Annotated in this window: 15 protein-coding genes, 1 tRNA gene and 1 other RNA gene; 13 read left to right on the top strand and 4 right to left on the bottom strand. The window is 65.4% G+C overall.

The annotated features are described in order from the left end of the window. The first annotated feature begins 12 nt into the window (after window positions 1-12). On the top strand, window positions 13-1,029 hold the full coding sequence (locus GRI42_RS06545) for a polyprenyl synthetase family protein (RefSeq protein WP_160607508.1): 1,017 nt from the start codon (window positions 13-15) through the stop codon (window positions 1,027-1,029). A gap of 63 nt (window positions 1,030-1,092) precedes the next feature. Here the strand turns inward: GRI42_RS06545 and GRI42_RS06540 are convergent, their stop codons facing one another. Next, window positions 1,093-1,899, bottom strand: coding sequence for a hypothetical protein (locus tag GRI42_RS06540; RefSeq protein ID WP_160607507.1), 807 nt, complete (start codon window positions 1,897-1,899; stop codon window positions 1,093-1,095). Between the two features lie 229 nt (window positions 1,900-2,128). On the opposite strand from GRI42_RS06540, the gene hrpB reads away from it, so the two are divergent. The 8 genes from hrpB to GRI42_RS06500 all read left to right on the top strand — a co-directional run bounded on the left by hrpB (window position 2,129) and on the right by GRI42_RS06500 (window position 11,454). After that, entirely contained in the window at window positions 2,129-4,555 is a 2,427-nt protein-coding gene (gene hrpB / locus GRI42_RS06535) for an ATP-dependent helicase HrpB (RefSeq protein ID WP_160607506.1), read from the top strand. Between the two features lie 18 nt (window positions 4,556-4,573). Next, entirely contained in the window at window positions 4,574-4,852 is a 279-nt protein-coding gene (locus tag GRI42_RS06530) for an ETC complex I subunit (RefSeq protein ID WP_160607505.1), read from the top strand. A 95-nt stretch (window positions 4,853-4,947) separates the two neighbouring features. Further along, entirely contained in the window at window positions 4,948-6,024 is a 1,077-nt protein-coding gene (locus tag GRI42_RS06525; RefSeq protein WP_160607504.1) for a hypothetical protein, read from the top strand. Between the two features lie 50 nt (window positions 6,025-6,074). Further along, window positions 6,075-6,169, top strand: an RNA gene (gene ffs / locus GRI42_RS06520) — signal recognition particle sRNA small type. A gap of 61 nt (window positions 6,170-6,230) precedes the next feature. Continuing rightward, window positions 6,231-8,057, top strand: a complete 1,827-nt coding sequence (locus tag GRI42_RS06515; protein WP_160607503.1) for a DNA polymerase III subunit gamma/tau — start codon at window positions 6,231-6,233, stop codon at window positions 8,055-8,057. Next, window positions 8,054-8,392, top strand: coding sequence for a YbaB/EbfC family nucleoid-associated protein (locus tag GRI42_RS06510; protein WP_160607502.1), 339 nt, complete (start codon window positions 8,054-8,056; stop codon window positions 8,390-8,392). The genes GRI42_RS06515 and GRI42_RS06510 overlap by 4 nt, the downstream gene beginning before the upstream one ends. 147 nt (window positions 8,393-8,539) lie before the next feature. Further along, window positions 8,540-10,936, top strand: a complete 2,397-nt coding sequence (gene lon / locus GRI42_RS06505) for an endopeptidase La (protein ID WP_160607501.1) — start codon at window positions 8,540-8,542, stop codon at window positions 10,934-10,936. A 245-nt stretch (window positions 10,937-11,181) separates the two neighbouring features. After that, window positions 11,182-11,454, top strand: a complete 273-nt coding sequence (locus GRI42_RS06500; RefSeq protein ID WP_061922727.1) for an HU family DNA-binding protein — start codon at window positions 11,182-11,184, stop codon at window positions 11,452-11,454. An 85-nt stretch (window positions 11,455-11,539) separates the two neighbouring features. Here GRI42_RS06500 and GRI42_RS06495 read toward each other — a convergent pair whose 3' ends face one another. Together GRI42_RS06495 and rlmB are read right to left on the bottom strand one after the other, a co-directional pair. Continuing rightward, entirely contained in the window at window positions 11,540-12,400 is an 861-nt protein-coding gene (locus tag GRI42_RS06495) for a hypothetical protein (RefSeq protein ID WP_160607500.1), read from the bottom strand. Between the two features lie 19 nt (window positions 12,401-12,419). Then, the gene (gene rlmB, locus GRI42_RS06490) at window positions 12,420-13,211 is read right to left on the bottom strand and encodes a 23S rRNA (guanosine(2251)-2'-O)-methyltransferase RlmB (RefSeq protein ID WP_160607499.1); all 792 of its coding nucleotides are present in this window, start codon (window positions 13,209-13,211) and stop codon (window positions 12,420-12,422) included. 153 nt (window positions 13,212-13,364) lie between these two features. Here rlmB and GRI42_RS06485 point away from each other — a divergent pair. The 4 genes from GRI42_RS06485 to GRI42_RS06470 all read left to right on the top strand — a co-directional run bounded on the left by GRI42_RS06485 (window position 13,365) and on the right by GRI42_RS06470 (window position 16,290). After that, a tRNA-Tyr gene (locus tag GRI42_RS06485) sits at window positions 13,365-13,450 on the top strand. 71 nt (window positions 13,451-13,521) lie between these two features. Continuing rightward, window positions 13,522-14,664, top strand: a complete 1,143-nt coding sequence (locus GRI42_RS06480; protein WP_160607498.1) for a beta-ketoacyl-ACP synthase III — start codon at window positions 13,522-13,524, stop codon at window positions 14,662-14,664. Between the two features lie 40 nt (window positions 14,665-14,704). Continuing rightward, window positions 14,705-15,454, top strand: a complete 750-nt coding sequence (locus GRI42_RS06475) for a phosphatidylserine decarboxylase (RefSeq protein WP_160607497.1) — start codon at window positions 14,705-14,707, stop codon at window positions 15,452-15,454. After that, window positions 15,451-16,290, top strand: coding sequence for a CDP-alcohol phosphatidyltransferase family protein (locus GRI42_RS06470; protein ID WP_160607496.1), 840 nt, complete (start codon window positions 15,451-15,453; stop codon window positions 16,288-16,290). Before GRI42_RS06475 ends, GRI42_RS06470 begins: the two co-directional genes overlap by 4 nt. Here GRI42_RS06470 and GRI42_RS06465 read toward each other — a convergent pair. Beyond that, a complete protein-coding gene (locus GRI42_RS06465; protein WP_160607495.1) occupies window positions 16,259-16,498 on the bottom strand; it encodes a hypothetical protein in 240 nt (79 codons plus the stop codon). The genes GRI42_RS06470 and GRI42_RS06465 overlap by 32 nt on opposite strands. Window positions 16,499-16,736 lie beyond the last annotated feature (238 nt).

The following is a 16,736-nucleotide window of genomic DNA, read 5'->3' as shown; positions in this document are numbered from 1 at the left end:
GGCCAAGCCGAAATGACAGCCGACGTCGTACCTCTCCCGCGCAAAGGGCCCGAGCCCTCGATCGAGCCTATGCTGGCGCTGACCGCGTCGGGCATGAACCAAGTCAACCAGGTCATCCTCGACCGGATGCAGAGCGAAGTGCCCCTCATCCCGGCGCTGGCCGGCCACCTGATTTCGGGCGGGGGCAAGCGCCTGCGCCCCATGCTTACGCTCGCCGGGGCGGAACTGGTCGGATACAGCGGCACGCGCCACTACAAGCTGGCTGCGGCGGTTGAATTCATCCACACCGCCACGCTGCTGCACGACGACGTGGTCGACGGCAGCGACCTGCGCCGCGGCAAGGCGGCGGCCAACATCATCTTCGGGAATCCGGCGACCGTGCTGGTGGGCGATTTCCTGTTCAGCCGCAGCTTCGAACTGATGACCGAGGACGGCAGCCTGAAGGTGCTCAGGATCCTGTCGGGCGCCTCGGCGATCATCGCGGAAGGCGAGGTCGACCAGCTTACTGCCCAGCGCAAGATCGACACTTCGGAAGAACGCTACCTCCACATCATCCGTGCCAAGACCGCGGCGCTGTTTGCGGCCGCCAGCCGGATCGCCGCCGTGGTGGCGGAGTGCAACGAGGAAGAGGAACGCGCGCTCGACGAATACGGCCGCAACCTCGGCGTTGCCTTCCAGCTGGTCGACGACGCGCTCGATTACGATGCCGATGCGGCGCAGATGGGCAAGGATCGCGGCGACGACTTCCGCGAAGGCAAGATGACCCTGCCGGTCATCCTCGCCTATGCGCGCGGCAACGAGGAGGAACGCACTTTCTGGAAGGCTGCCATCGGCGGTTTCCGGACCAGCGATGCCGATCTTGAAGAGGCGATCCGCCTGATCGATAGCCACAATGCCGTGGCCGACACCAAGGCGCGGGCGCGGCACTTTGCCCAGCGCGCGATCGACGCGCTCTCGATCTTCCCCGACGGCAAGGCGCGCCAGGCCATGACGCAGGCGGCCCTCTTCGCCGTGTCGCGCGGCTACTGATCCCAAGCAAAACCCCGGCACTGCGCAATGCAGGGCCGGGGCTTCGTTTACAGGCCCTAAGGCTTACTGGCGCGTTGCGGTCCAGGTCACCTTGCTGCCGTCGCGCGAATCCGTGCTCACGCCCTTGAGCTTGTCGCCCTCGACCGTCAGTTCGGTGACGGAAAGCGTTTCACCGTCACGCGAATAGGTTTCGCGGTAGCTGTTGTCGCCGGTCTTCTCGACCGCGACCATGGTGCCCGAATTGTCACCTTCGATCGCCACCGGTTCACCGCCGAGCGTTGCGGTCCAGCTGCTGCCATTGCCGCTGTTGCTCAGCGTATCGCCGTCGAGCGCGAAGGTGAACTTGAGGCCGGCCTCGTCGATGGAATCGATGGCTGCCGTCGTCCACTTGCCCGACATGGCGTGCGAGCCCTCCGGACCGGCTGCGGTGCGCGTGAAGGTCGACTTGCCGTTGACCGGAGTGTCGCCGGACAGGTCGGTCCATTCGACCGTTGCGGTCTGCCCGTCTTCGCTGATGGTCATCGTCGAACTGCCGGTGTCCTCGCCCTTGAAGCGGCTGGAGAACTTGACTGTGCGTTCGTCGACCACCTCGATCATCTGGCTGTCCGTGCCGGGACGGTCGACCGTCTGCCACTTGCCATCGGCGGCGAAGCCGTAGGGCGGCAGGCAGCTGTTGCACTGGTACTGCCCGTCGGCGAGCACCCAGTCGCGGTTGTCGTTTTCGAAACTGGCCGATTCGATATCGGCCTTCCATTCGCCGGCGATGGAGCCTGCTTCCGTGCTGGCCGCCTCCGTATCCGCAGTTTCGGAACAGGCGGTTGCCCCCGCCACGAGGGTAAATGCCGCCAGGGCGGTCATCATCTTCTTCATGGTTTTCTCCCTTGCTTTATCGGTGTCCCGCCGTGCGCTTTTGCGCTGATCAATCCCCGGGACCACCTCACCCCCTCCACCCGAATGAAAGAGCAAGGAGCGGGGGAAATACCAGCATTTGCGCCATTTCTCCAAACGCCTTGGTGTTCCTCAAGGATTTCAACCCCATGTGAGAAAAAGCGGGCGGGAAGGGCTGCACAAAACCCGCCGCTGTGCAAAGAGCCGCTTCGTGGCTGACGATCTTCCCATCCATGCTGTCTTGCCGGACCTGCTCGCGGCACTGCGCAGCGGCACCGGTGCCGTGCTCGTCGCTCCGCCGGGGGCGGGCAAAACGACTGTCGTGGCGCCCGCCCTGCTGGGCGAGGACTGGTGCGAGGGGACAGTCATCCTGACCTCGCCCCGCCGCGTTGCCGCGCGTGCAGCGGCTGAACGCATGGCCGAATTGCTGGGCGAGAAGGCAGGCCAGACGATCGGCTACCTGACGCGCCTCGACAGCAAGCGCAGCTCCACGACCCGCGTGCTGGTCGTGACGGAGGCGATCTTCGTCAACATGATCCTCGACGATCCCGAGCTCTCCGGCGTTTCGGCCGTGCTGTTCGACGAGGCGCACGAGCGGCATCTCGACAGCGATCTCGGCCTTGCGCTCGCGCTGGAAAGCCGCGCCGTACTGCGCGAGGATTTGCGCGTGCTGGTCATGTCGGCGACGATCGATGGTGCGCGGTTCGCCGCGCTGGTCGGCGACGGCACGCCGGTCGTCGAGAGCGAGGGGCGGGCCTACCCGCTGCGGACCGTCTGGCTCGGCTCTTCCCCGCAGGAACGGGTCGAAGACGCCATGGCGGCAGCGATCTCGCAGGCCTGGCGCGAGGAGGAGGGGGATATCCTCGCCTTCCTGCCGGGCGTGGGGGAAATCGAACGCACGCGGGAACGGCTGGAAGTCCGGCTCCCCTCCGCACTGGTCCTGCCGTTGCACGGGCAGGTCCAGCCCGCCGAACAGCGCGCCGCAATCCGCCGCGATCCCGAGGGGCGCCGACGCATCGTGCTTGCCACCGCGATTGCGGAGACATCGCTGACGCTCGACGGGGTATCCGTCGTTGTCGATTCAGGCCTTTTACGCCGTGCGGAATTCGACCGGGCTGCGGGGACCACGCACCTCGTCACTCACCGCGCGAGCCAGGCCGCCGCAGTACAGCGCGCAGGCCGCGCGGCGCGGCAAGGGCCGGGTGTCGCCTATCGCCTGTGGGAAGAGGGTGGCCATGCGGGGCGTCCCGCATTCGACCCTCCGGAAATGGCAACGTCGGACCTCGCCCCGCTGGTGCTGACGCTGGCGAAATGGGGGTCGAGCGATCCTGCATCGCTGCCGTGGCTCGACGTGCCCCCCGCGCCCTCTGTCGCCGCGGCGAGGGTGACGTTGAAGGAGCTCGGCGCTTTGGACGGTGACGGGAAGATCACGGCGCGTGGGCAGCAGATGGCCGCGCTCCCGCTCGACCCGGCCTCTGCCGCCATGCTGCTCTTCGGGGCGGAGCACGGCTGCGAGGGCGAGGCGGCGCGGCTCGCCCTGCTGTTGCAGGAACGCGGGCTGGGCGGACGCGGCGATGACCTCGAAGCGCGACTTTCGCGCTGGAACACCGACCGCTCCGGCCGCGCCGATGCAAGCCGCAAGCTAGCCGCGCGCTGGGCGGAACGTGCCCGCGAACTGGTCGGCGAGCATCGGCGCGAGGTTGTCCCGCTCGCCATCCTGCTGGCTGCAGGCAGGCCGGAATTCATCGTCAAGCGCCGCGACGGGTCCGGCGAAAGCTGGATCGCGGCGGGAGGTCGCGGCTTCGCGCTCGACCCGGCATCCCCGTTCGCCCGGGCGGATTTCCTCGTCATCGGCGATGCGCAAGGGCAGGCGAAGGGCGCGCGGATCACTGCGGCCATCGCGGTCGACGAAAGGGAACTCGAACGCTGGTTGCCCGAGCGGATCGAGCGCAAATCGGTCGCCCGCTGGAACGGCAACCGGATCGAGGCGCGGATCGAACGCAGGCTTGGCGCGATAACACTTGCCACCGGCCCCGATCCTGCGCCCGACGAGGCGGCGATTGTGGACAGCCTTCTGGAAAAAGCGTTGGAAGACGCGGGAAAGCTGGTCCCGCGCGAACTGGCGGCACGGGCCCGCTATGCCGGGATCAAGGCCTTGGACCCCGCGTCGCTGGCCGGGCAGGCCGACCTCTGGCTCGCACCGCTGCTGGCGGGGCGCCGCGATCTCGACATTCCCAAGGGCAGGCTGGTCGATGCCTTGCTCGGTCTTCTCGACTGGGACGAGCGCCAGCGCCTCGACAGGGAAGCGCCGCGCGAATTCACCTCGCCTGCCGGCACCACCCACGCCATCGACTACACCGGCGACGATGCGCCTTGTACCGAAGTCCGGGTGCAGGCGCTGTTCGGCCTCGAGCGTCATCCGATGGTCGGCGACACGCCGCTGCTGCTCAAGCTGACCAGTCCCGCAGGCCGCCCCATACAGGCCACGCGCGACCTGCCGGGCTTCTGGCGCGGCAGCTGGGCGGACGTGCGCAAGGATATGAGGGGCCGCTATCCCAAGCACCGCTGGCCGGAGGAACCGTGGACCGAAAAGCCGAGTTTGAAGACCAAGAACGCCTTTTCAAAAAGCGAGGGCTGAATTAGGGGAGCGGCCACTATGGCGGCACGAATCTACCAGCGACCGAAAAACGCGATGCAGTCCGGCAAGGCCCGGACCGACGAGTGGGTGCTCGAATTCGAGCAGTCCGAAGCGCGCAAGGCTGACCCCCTGATGGGCTGGACCGGCAGCGGCGACACGCAGGTGCAGGTGCAGCTGACGTTCCCGACGAAGGATGCGGCCAAGGTCTATGCCGGAAAATACGGGATTGTCGCCCGCGTTCACGCAACGCCGCCCAAGAGCCTCAAGCTGCAGGCCTACGCCGACAATTTCCGTTAAGGTCAGGGGCACGCGAAACCGCTTGGCGGGTTTGCGCTTCTTTGGCAGATGATCGCACCGGGGCCGGCATCGTGCTGGCCGAGGGATCGTACTGCATGACATCACCATTTCGCCGGGCCGGTATTGCGGCCCGTATCGCAGGCACCTTCGCCTTGGGCGTGAGTGCATTGGTGCCGGCACCTGCGCTCGCACAATCGGCGCCGCAGGTTTCGGCGGCTTGGATCGATAGCCTCTGTCCTGCACCGGCTTCCAATGGCTTCGCGCTCGACAAGACCGAAGAAGAGCAGGCGGCCTCTGCTCTGGCCTTGTTCGAGTCTCCGGGCGAAGCGCGGGCGCCTTTCTCCTCCGGTTCGGGCGTCTACACGCCATGGTCGGGGCGGCTTGCCGGACTGAGCTGGGAAAGCGAACTGGAATACGGCGACCACATGGAAGACTGGCGCGTGGCGCTTGCCAAGACGCTCGCCGCGAACGGCTGGGAGCAGCGCGAGGATACCATGTTCGGCACCAGTCCGGGATGGTCGGCCCTGGCCTTCGAAAAGACCGAAATTGTCGACGGGAGTGAGCGAATGCTCGTCTTCCGCTTCGATACGTTCGACAAATATTCGGTCGACTGCGGGGAAGCGGACATGCTTGCCCTCTACCAGCGCGAGGTGGGGGGCGAACTCGAACCCGGCTCGCCGCGGCCGGTCGATCCCGGCCCGCCTGCCAGCGAAACCGAATACCTTGCCCGCTTCGACTGCGCCGATCCCGAAGTCGTCGCAAGGTTCGCGGCGGCAGGCTCCACCGAGGTCGCCGGTCCCTACGCGGAATCACTGATCTCGGGCGACATGCCCTATGATGCCCAGGAGCAATACGAACAGCGGCTGGGAACCTGGCTCGGCTGGATGTTGCTCGCCTCGGGCAAGATTTCCGATGAAGACTTTTATGAATTGACCCGGCAAGCCGACGACGTTGTCGAATTCGACTACGAGGCCGACCTGATGGGCATGATCGGTAGCCTGGAAAACAGCTTCAAGGGGCTGGAGGAAAATGACGGTGCCCGCGCCTGCACCGGCTACCGGACCATGCTTGAGAGCGGGATCGCTGCGACCAAGGCGAGCTACAACCGCCACCGCCGTATCAACGCAGCGATGATCGCCGAGGCGGAGCGGCTGGGCATCGACATCGACTAGTCGGCCGTATCTTGGCTTGCATCGGGGCGTCCTCGTTGCCATATGCGCCTCCGGGAGTCGGTCGGACGTTTGCGTTCGCTCACCGGGTCAGGTCCGGAAGGAAGCAGCCCAGGTGGATTGCGGCGGGTCGGCCGGCTCCTTTTTCACCCACAATTCGCATTGCTCACGGTGTGACATTTGGCGCGCCAGTGCCTACCTAGTCATGCATGGGTGATTCACCGGAGAATACCGACTCGCTCCCTTGGGAAAGCGAGGCCGAAGAGGCCGCACCGAGCGCTGCCGAGCTAGAGGCGGCAGGGCAGGAATCGATGTTCGGCGCGCCTGCCGAACCGCCGGCGCCCGCTCCGGCGCCCGAGCCCTCAGCAGAACCCAAAGCAGCGGAGGAAGCGCCAAAGGCCGCCGAAGCGCCTGCCGCCTCGCAGCCCTACCGCGTGCTGGCACGCAAGTACCGCCCGCAGACCTTTGCCGAACTCATCGGCCAGGACGCGATGGTCCGCACGCTGGCCAATGCGATCGCGCGCGACCGGCTGGCCCACGCCTTCCTGATGACCGGCGTGCGCGGGGTCGGGAAGACCTCGACCGCGCGCCTCATCGCCAAGGCGCTGAACTGCATCGGGCCGGACGGGCAGGGCGGTCCGACGATCAGCCCCTGCGGCGAATGCGAACCCTGCCGCGCCATCGCGGAAGGCCGCCATATCGACGTGATCGAGATGGACGCCGCCTCGCACACCGGCGTCGACGACGTGCGCGAGATCATCGAGGCGGTGCGCTATGCCGCTGTCTCCGCGCGCTACAAGATTTACATCATCGACGAAGTCCACATGCTGTCGCGCAATGCTTTCAACGCCTTGCTGAAGACTCTTGAGGAACCGCCTGCGCATGTGAAGTTCCTCTTCGCCACGACTGAAGTGGACAAGCTGCCGGTCACTGTCCTCAGCCGCACGCAGCGTTTCGACTTGCGCCGTATCCCGGTGGAACTGCTCGAGGCGCATTTCGCGGAGATCTGCCGCAAGGAAGGCGTCGAGGCCGACGGCGAAGCGCTGCACATCATCGCCAATGCCGCCGAAGGTTCGGTGCGCGACGGGCTGTCCATCCTCGACCAGGCGATTGCCCACGCCGACATGGATACCGGCGGCCGCGTCACTGCGGAACGCGTGCGCGACATGCTCGGCCTTGCCGACCGCGGGGCGCAGCGCAAGCTGTTCGCGCACCTGCTCGAAGGCGAAGCCAAGGCCGCTCTGACCGCGGTGGACGACCAGTATGCGCTGGGGGTCGAACCGCTTGCACTGATGCGCTCGCTCATGGACATCACCCACCGCATCGCGCTGGCGCAGGTCGCGGGCGAAGCGGATGCGCCAACCGTCGAAGAGCGCGAGCAGTTGCAGGACTGGGCCCAGCGGCTCGAGGTCGGCCAGGTCCACCGCCTATGGCAATTGTTGCTCAAGGGCCATGACGAGGTCCGGCAGGCACCCGATCCGCTGGTTTCCGCGCGCATGGCATTGCTGCGCGTACTGCACGCTTCCCACCTGCCCGATCCTGGCAAGCTGGCGAAGAAGCTGGACGAACTGGCACAGCGCGGTCCGGCACCGGCCGCACCGTCGGAAGGCGGGGCGGGCGCAGCTGCGCCGACTGCCGCGCTCGACTGGGAAGAACTGGTCGAGAAGGTCGACCATGCCGGGCACCTGCAGGCTGCGAGCATCATGCGGCTGCAAATTCGCCCGATTTCGGTCGAACAGGGCAAGCTGGTCTACGACCGCCCCGACAATTTCAGCGATGCGATCGAGCCGGTGCTCAAGGACGCGCTCTATGCCGTCAGCGGCGAACGCTGGCTGCTCGAAGCGGGCGATCCCGCCAAGGCGCAGCCGTCGCTGGTCGAACGCGACAAGGCGGCGCGCGAGGAAGCGAAGGTGAAACTGCGCGAACACCCGCTGGTAAAGGCCACTTTCGCGGCATTTCCCGATGCCGAACTGATTGAAGACGGCGCCGAACTCCCCCCGATGCGGCGCGAAATACCCTGGAGCAGAAACGCATGAAATCGATGGAAGAAATGATCGCCGCCGCCCAGAAGGCGGCCGAGACGATCCAGACCCAGATGGGCGAAGCACAGGCCAAGCTCGACAATATCGAAGTCGAAGGCACTGCCGGTGGCGGCCTGGTCAAGGTTCGCGCCACCGCGCGTGGCCGGATCATCGGCGTCCAGATCGACGAAAGCCTGATGAAGCCGGAAGAAAAGCAGATCGTGGAAGACCTCGTCACGGCTGCCTTCAACGATGCGCGCGACAAGGCCGACCGCAAGTCTGCCGAGGAAATGCAGGCCATCCAGAGCGGTATGGGCCTGCCCCCGGGCTTCAACCTGCCCGGAATGTAATCGCGCCGGCACCGGCCTGCGGGCCCCGCTGCCCGCCAATCCCCAAGATGTTGCGCCCCCCGCGTTGCGAAGCGCGGGGGGCGCACCCATATTCAGCTCCAAGCACGGTCCTGCTGAACCGATGGGACCGCAAACGGACGCATGAATATGACCAAGAGTTTTCCCCTCCTTCCCCTGCGCGACATTGTCGTCTTTCCCGGCATGGTCGTCCCGCTCTTCGTGGGACGCGACAAGTCGGTCGCGGCGCTCGAAGCGGCGATGGAAGGATCGAAGGACATCTTCCTCCTCTCGCAGCTCGATCCGGGCTGCGACGACCCGGAAGGCAGCGACCTCTACGACCTCGGCGTCGTGGCGCAGGTCCTCCAGCTGCTTAAGCTTCCCGACGGCACGGTGCGCGTGCTGGTCGAAGGGCAGGAGCGCGCGAAGCTCGACACCTTGCGCGAAGAAGGCGATTACGTGATCGCCGATGTCGCGATCATCGACGAGCCGACCGCTTCGGGCAGCGAAGTAACCGCCATGATGCGGCAGGTCGTCGACCAGTTCGCCGAATATGCCAAGCTCAACAAGAAGGTCGGCGACGACGCGGCCGAACAGCTGCGCGAAATCGACGATGCCGGCGAGCTGGCCGACACGATCGCCGCTGCCATCAATGCTAAGGTGTCCGACAAGCAGTCGCTGCTGGTCGAGCCCGATCCGCTGAAGCGGCTCGAAATGGTCATGTCCTTCATGGAAGGCGAACTTTCGGTCCTGCAGGTCGAGCGCCGCATCCGTGGCCGCGTGAAGCGGCAGATGGAGAAGACGCAGCGCGAATATTACCTCAACGAACAATTGAAGGCGATCCAGAACGAGCTGGGCGGCGACGACGAGGACGGCGGCAACGAGATTGCCGAACTGACCGAGAAGATCGCCAAGACCAAGCTGTCGAAGGAAGCGCGCGAAAAGGCCGAGAGCGAGCTCAAGAAGCTGCGCACCATGCAGCCGATGAGCGCGGAAGCGACTGTCATCCGCAACTATCTCGACGTGCTGCTCGGCCTGCCCTGGGGCAAGAAGAGCAAGGTCAAGAAGGACATCGGCAAGGCGCAGGAAATCCTCGATGCCGACCACTACGGCCTCGAAAAGGTCAAGGACCGCATCATCGAATACCTCGCCGTGCAGGCGCGCACCCGCAAGCTGAAGGGGCCGATCCTGTGCCTCGTCGGCCCGCCCGGTGTCGGCAAGACCAGCCTCGGCAAGTCGATCGCCAAGGCGACGGGCCGCGAATTCGTGCGCCAGTCGCTGGGCGGCGTGCGTGACGAGGCGGAAATCCGCGGCCACCGCCGCACCTACATCGGCTCGCTGCCGGGCAAGATCGTCACCAACCTCAAGAAGGCTGGCAAGTCGAACCCGTTGTTCCTGCTCGACGAGATCGACAAGCTGGGACAGGACTTCCGCGGCGATCCGGCCTCGGCGCTGCTGGAGGTGCTCGACCCCGAACAGAACAACAAGTTCCAAGACCACTACCTCGAACTCGACCTCGACCTGTCGGACATCATGTTCGTGACGACTGCGAACAGCCTGAACCTTCCGCAGCCGCTGCTCGACCGCATGGAGATCATCCGGCTCGAAGGCTACACGGAAGACGAGAAGGTCGAGATCGCGACGCGGCACCTGCTGCCCAAACAGGTGAAGGACCATGGCCTCAAGAAAGGCGAGTTCGAGCTGACGCGGGACGCGCTGCGCGACCTGATCCGCTATTACACCCGCGAAGCCGGCGTCCGCACGTTGGAGCGTGAGCTCGCGCGCCTCGCTCGCAAGAGCCTGCGCCAGATCCTCGAAGGCAAGGCGACCAGCGTCACGATCACGCCGGAAAACCTCAGCGACTTCGCCGGCGTGCGCAAGTTCAAGCACGGCATGAGCGAAGACGAGCCGCAGGTGGGGGCCGTGACCGGTCTTGCCTGGACGGAAGTGGGCGGCGAACTGCTGACCATCGAAAGCGTCACCACGCCGGGCAAGGGCGAGATCAAGACCACCGGCAAGCTGGGCGAGGTCATGAACGAAAGCGTCGCGGCGGCCTTCAGCTTCGTGAAGGCGCGGGCGCCTGCCTATGGCATCAAGCCCAGCATCTTCCAGCGCAAGAACATCCACATCCACCTGCCCGAAGGCGCGGTGCCCAAGGATGGTCCGAGCGCGGGCGTGGGCATGGTCACCTCGATCGTCTCGACCCTGTCGGGCGTTCCGGTGCGGGCGGACGTGGCGATGACCGGCGAAGTCACGCTGCGCGGCCGCGTTCTGGCGATCGGCGGGCTGAAGGAAAAACTGCTCGCGGCCCTGCGCGGCGGGATCAAGAAGGTCCTCATCCCGGAAGAGAACGTCAAGGACCTGGCGGAGATTCCGGCCAATGTGAAGGAAGGCCTCGAAATCGTCGCGGTGAGCCATGTCGACGAGGTGCTGAAGCACGCGCTGACCGCGCTGCCGGCCCCGATCGAATGGACCGAAGCCGACGACATCGCCAGCCAGCCGGGCCATCCCGCAGCGGGCGGATCACCTTCGCCGACGGCCCACTAACAAAGGATAAGTTGCACTGCAGCGACTCGGAGAGGCGTCCGGACCCGTGTCCGGGCGCCTTTCCCGTTGTGGGACAGACGCTCGCAACGGTTCGTCGCAGAAATCGAATTCGCAGGCCAAAAACCGCACTTTTTAGCCGAATTTGCCTTTGACAGCGGGGGGAAAAGTCTCTCAATTCCCAGCCCTTCGGTGGCCCCGAGTCACCGGCACTATTTCAAAACACCAATGAGGGGGTTTCCACTAAAATGAACAAGAACGACCTGATCAGCGCGGTTGCGGATTCGAGCGGCCTTTCGAAGAGCGACGCCTCGAGCGCCGTCGAAGGCGTGTTCGACGCAATCACCAAGTCGCTTTCGAACGGCGACGAAGTCCGCCTGGTCGGCTTCGGCACGTTCTCGGTCGCCAAGCGCAAGGCATCCACCGGTCGCAACCCCCGCACCGGCGAGCCGATGACGATCAAGGCATCGAACCAGCCGAAGTTCAAGGCCGGCAAGGGTCTCAAGGACGCCGTCAACTAAGACGGTTTCTCCGCCATTTCGGTGGAGACAAAACAGCCCTGCGGCCCTGGTGGGCTGCGGGGCTTTTCTTTGGCGGAAACGCGGCTCAGTCGAATGCGATCAGTGCGGTCGGGGCTTGTTCGGTCTGCTGGTCGATTTCCCAGACCAGCGCCTGTCCGCGCGCATTGGCGACCGGCCCTTCGTCGGTGTTGTTGGCAAGGATGCGGCCATCGGTGACGATGGTGAAGGTCCCCTTCGGCAGCACGATACGCGGCATCTTGGCGCCCTCGGCCTTACCCTCCTCAAGGCCGAGCGACGCCAGCCCCATCATGCCGGCCATCATGCCCTGCATCGGATTGCCGCCGCCCTGTGCGGCAAAGCCGGGCGCATCCACGCGGACCTGCCCGCCATCGCGCAGCATCATGGTGACGAACATGTTCGCCATCGGCATCTTTTCGACCATGGGAAAGGCAAAGTCGTGGGTCATCCGGCCCGACACGCGGAAATCGACGTCGAAGATGCCGTCGCCCATGTAGTCGACCTTCTCCCAGCCGCGCTGGCGTTCGAGAGTTTCGGCCAGCTTGTTCGCCGCTTCGGGATCGGACGGGTCGAAACCGCCCAGCATTTGCTTGGCCTGTTCGGCCTTGCGCTCCGCCTCGGCGCGGCGTTCGCTCGCCCCGGCCTGCCATTCGGCCCGCTGTTCGCTGACTTCCGCCAGCGAGCATTCGCGTTCCTCGTAGGTTTCCTCGTCGATGCACTCCGCCTTGAAGGTGTCGTCACCCTTCGCGCCCATCTCGGCCAGCTTGCTGAGCGCCAGCATCTGGATTTCGCCGTCATAGGAATAGGCGAAGCTGCCGTCCTTCATCATGTGGAGTTCGCTGGTGAAGGTGCCCGGCGAAAGCAGGCAGCCCGTCAGGGCAAGCGAACTGGCAGCGGCAAGCGCCGCGGTGCGGATCGGTTTCGTCATATTCCCCCCGTTTCGAGAATCAGCTTCGGGTAGCTACCGCATAGAGTGCCACGGCAGCGGCGTTGGAAACGTTAAGGCTCTCGATCTCGGACGAGATCGGCAGCTTGGCGAGAGCGTCGCAATGCGTCTGGATATTGTGCCGCATCCCGTCGCCCTCCGCGCCCAGCACGATGGCAACCGGGCCAGCGGGCAGGGCTTCGGCCAGCGTCGTATCGGTGTGACCGGTGAGGCCGATGCGCCAGTATCCGGCCTCCGCCATCTCCTCCAGCGCGCGGGCGAGATTGACCACGCGGATCCACGGAAGCGTTTCGAGCGCACCTGATGCAGTCTTGCCGATCACGCCGCCTTCGGGCGGGGCGTGACGGTCTTGCGTCACCAGCGCGGCCGCACCGAACGCCACGGCCGAGCGCATGATCGCCCCGACGTTGTGCGGGTCGGTAACCTGGTCGAGCACCACGATGGGGCGCGCCGGATCGCCGTCCAGCACTTCGTCGAGGAAGCGGTCTTCCAGCGCCATGCATTCGAGCACCAGCCCCTGGTGCGGGGCGTCCTTGGCCACCAGGCGGGCAAGGTCGGCCACGTCGGCATATTCGACCGGGAAATCGGCCGGCAGTTCGCCGTCGAGCGATTCGATGCCTTCGCGCGTCGCCCACAGCTTGCGGTGCACGCGGTCGGGGTTCTTGAGCGCGGCCTCGACCGCGTGGCGCCCCCACAGGCGCACCGCGCCCGCGCTGGCCCGGCCGCTACCACGCCCGCCCTTCATGCGGCCTGCACGGCCCCTCAATGCGCGTTTGCGTTCGCCCTTTGCCATCAAATCCATCCTGTAATTCGTCTTCGGGGCCGCTCCTGCCAGCGAGGCCATTGACAGGCAAGCGCCGCTTCGCCAAAGGGGCGCCTCTCGGCGCGGGACCCCAAGCGGTTCCGCACGTTTTATCTCTATACGAGATAGCAGGCGAGCCCGTGTGGACAGGTGGCCGAGTGGTTAAAGGCAGCAGACTGTAAATCTGCCCGCGCAAGCGTACGCTGGTTCGAATCCAGCCCTGTCCACCACCGGGTTCCCTCATGCATTTCGAACAGCAACTCTCTTGCAGGCGGTCGGCCTCGCGCCTAGTCACGCCCGCATGACACAGCATCCCCAGATGACCGGCCGGCCCGTCATTTCCTCGACCGGTCTGTTCACGCCCGACGAAAGCATCACAAACGAAGAGCTGGTCGCCAGCTTCAACGAGTATGTGCGCCGCCACAATGCCGCCAATGCCGACGCGATCGCGGCGGGCGAGATGGAGCCGCTGGCGGAAAGCTCGGTCGAGTTCATCGAGAAGGCGAGCGGGATCAAGGCCCGTCACGTCATGGCGAAAGCGCCGGTTCTCGATCCCGACATCATGGCGCCGCGCTGGCCGCAGCGTTCCAACGAGGAAGTTTCGATCCTGGCCGAGATCGGTGTCAAGGCCGCTCGGCAGGCGCTCGAACGCGCGGGCCGCGACCCTGCGGATGTCGATGCGGTCCTGTGCGCCGCCTCCAACATGGAACGGCCCTATCCGGCGATGGCGATCGAGATCCAGAAGGAGCTGGGCATCGACGGCTTCGGCTTCGACATGAATGTCGCCTGCTCGTCCGCGACCTTCGGTATCCAGACCGCCGCCGATTATATCCGTGCGGGCAATGCGAAAAGCGTGCTTGTCGTCAGTCCCGAGATCACCAGCGGCCACCTCAACTGGCGCGACCGTGACAGCCACTTCATCTTCGGCGACGTGGCGACCGCCGTGCTGGTGGAAGATGCGGCCATCGCCCCGGCACAGCACTGGGACATCCTCGGAACCAAGCTGAAGACGGTCTTCTCCAACAACATCCGCAATAATTTCGGCTTCCTCAACCGCGCTTATCCGGAAGACGCGGGCGGGCCGGACAAGCTGTTCGTCCAGGAAGGGCGCAAGGTCTTCAAGGAAGTCGTGCCCATGGTCGCGCAGATGATCTGCGAAGAAGCGGAGCGGCTCGACATCGATCCCAAGGCGCTTCGCCGGATGTGGTTGCACCAGGCGAACACGGGCATGAACCGCCTGATCGCGCACAAGGTGCTGGGCCACGAGGCGAACGAGGACGAGAGCCCGACCGTGCTCGATACCTACGGAAATACCTCCAGCGCCGGCTCGATCATCGCCTTCCACCTGCACAGTGACGACCTTGCCGCAGGCGACCCGGGCCTCATCTGCAGCTTCGGCGCAGGCTATTCCGCAGGCACGGTTTTCGTGCGCAAGGTGGGCTGAGCGACTTGTGAGGCGCGCCGTCAGCGCCTAGGCCAAGGCTATGGCAGGTGATCTACTCGACAGCCGGGGTCGCGGCGAGGCGCAGTGGGGGCTGCCCGCGATCCATCCCGAAGGACGCAAGTTCGGCATCGCGGCGCTGGGCATCTCGCTCGTCTTTGCGCTATTTGCGTGGGAGACGCTGGCATGGCCGATGGCGTTCCTTTCGCTGGGCGTCTTCGCGTTCTTCCGCGATCCCGAACGCGTCGTCCCGCAGGACGAAACCTCGATCGTTTCGCCCGCAGACGGCAAGATCGTGCAGATCGCCGAGGTCGCTCCGCCGCGCGAACTGGTGATAGCCGACGGCAGCGGCACGCGCGGCCTTGGCGAAGAGCCGGTCACGCGCATCTCGATTTTCATGTCGGTGTTCGACGTGCACATCAACCGCACGCCGATTGCGGGGATGGTGCAGCGCGTCGTCTATATTCCGGGCCAGTTCCTCAATGCGGAACTCGACAAGGCGAGCGAGGACAACGAGCGCCAGCACATCTTAGTAGAGCGCAGTGACGGCGTGCAGATCGGTTTCACGCAGATTGCAGGGCTCATCGCGCGCCGTATCGTGCCGTTCGTGAAGCCGGGCGACACTCTGGGCGTTGGGCAAAGAGTGGGGCTGATCCGCTTTGGCAGCCGCGTCGACGTCTACCTGCCAGCAGGCACCGGCTCTCGCGTGATGCTGGGGCAGCGGGTAGTGGCCGGCGAGACTGTCATTGCCGAACTGGGCAAGCAGCCCCTGCGTGAAGGAGTGTCGCAATGAGCTTGCCCCCGGCCGGACCACACGGCGATTTCGAGGAGCGTGCGCGCCTCGGCCCCAAGTCGGCCGAGGACGAGAAGCCCTTGATGGGCCGTTCGCGCGGGCTGTCGCTGCGGGCGATGGCTCCCAATGCGATTACCGCTGCGGCGCTGTGTTCGGGCCTTACTGGCATCCGCTTCGCCATTTCCGACCAGTGGGCCGCTGCGGCAGTCGCGATTATCGTGGCCGGTATCCTCGACGGGATGGACGGTCGCATCGCGCGCCTCCTGAAAGCCCAGTCGCGCTTCGGGGCGGAACTCGACAGTCTTGCCGATTCGCTGAGCTTCGGCACGGCGCCGGCGATCATCATCTATCTCTGGTCGCTGTCGGCCGAACCGCGCTGGGGCTGGTTTGCCGCTTTGGCGCTGGCCATCTGCTGCGCCCTGCGGCTTGCGCGCTTCAACGCGCAGATCGACATGGAGCACCAGCCGCACAAATCGCTGGGCTTCCTCACCGGCGTCCCTGCGCCGATGGGGGCAGGGCTGGCCTTCATGCCGTTCTTCCTGTGGTCGGCCACGGGGCTCGACATTTTCCGCGAGCCGATCGTGGTGGGGCCGTGGGTGCTGGCCGTCGCACTCCTGATGATTTCGAGCATGGCGACACCCAGCTGGGCATCGCTTCGTCCGCGTCGGGGCATTCGCTTGTGGGTGCTGGCCTTTATCGGCCTGGTATTCGCGGCGCTGCTTTCAGAACCGTGGTGGACGCTGAGCGTGATCGGGATCGGTTACCTGGCGCTGCTGCCGTTCACGCTGATCCGCTATGCGCGGATCAGGCGGCGCGCCGAACCGTCTGGCGCGTAACCGCAGCTACGCGGCCGGGGCGGGTAAAGCCGCCGTGGGCAAGCGCCGGGCGCATTCCGCTTTCGCAGACCTGTGCTTCCGTGGGGAGCTGGAGGCGATGCCGCAGCTGGCCGAAAGCGGACCACCAACGCAGTCCGCCATCGACGAGCAGGGCCACTGCCGCAATTGCGGCGAGGGCGGAAACGGCAGTCAGGAACAGTGCGAACATCCGAGTATCTCCTGTCCCGGGCCTGTCGACAAAGCTGTTGACAGCCTGGGCAATTCTACGGGAAAACACCTATGGCCCACCGGTTGTTCCGGTGACGAGGACAATGTTCCTGTTTTGTTCCCGCCTGTCAAGCGCTTTTCGCGCCCGGATTCCCTTTTTTAGCGGTGAATCGAGTCTGGATTTGCCTGCAAAAGCCCGCTAAGGGCGCGCCGTTCGCTTGAGATTCGGCCAATTCGGG

Source organism: Qipengyuania gaetbuli (assembly GCF_009827315.1).
In the GTDB taxonomy this organism is placed as follows: domain Bacteria; phylum Pseudomonadota; class Alphaproteobacteria; order Sphingomonadales; family Sphingomonadaceae; genus Qipengyuania; species Qipengyuania gaetbuli.
The sequence above is the reverse complement of the archived record's forward strand: the minus strand, read 5'-3'. Positions and strand labels throughout refer to the sequence as shown.